The following is a 278-nucleotide window of genomic DNA, read 5'->3' on the forward strand; positions in this document are numbered from 1 at the left end:
GTTCAGGCCATGGCTGCCGGACGTAAATCGGTGACCGGTGCACCGAATCTGGGTGAGCGTGAATATGTCCAGATTGAAGTTGCCAAGGCCGAAGCCAAATTGCGCTCTTCACGAGCCTTTTTCTATGAAGTGACGGAAGACACCTGGGAGACCATCCAGCGGGGTGAAAAGCCGTCCCGTGAACAGGTCAGCCTGATCCGTCTGGCAACCAGTCACCTGACCCATGAATGTGCCGAGGCAGTTCGTATTGCCTATCAGGTGGCAGGCATGACCAGCAC

The 278-nt window shown here is 56.1% G+C and carries 1 pseudogene; it reads left to right on the top strand.

What is annotated here, in order from left to right:
- A pseudogene (locus Q4563_RS19495) lies at nt 1–278 on the top strand (flavin-dependent monooxygenase); the annotation flags it as partial.

The sequence above is a fragment of the Gilvimarinus sp. 1_MG-2023 genome (assembly GCF_030548285.1).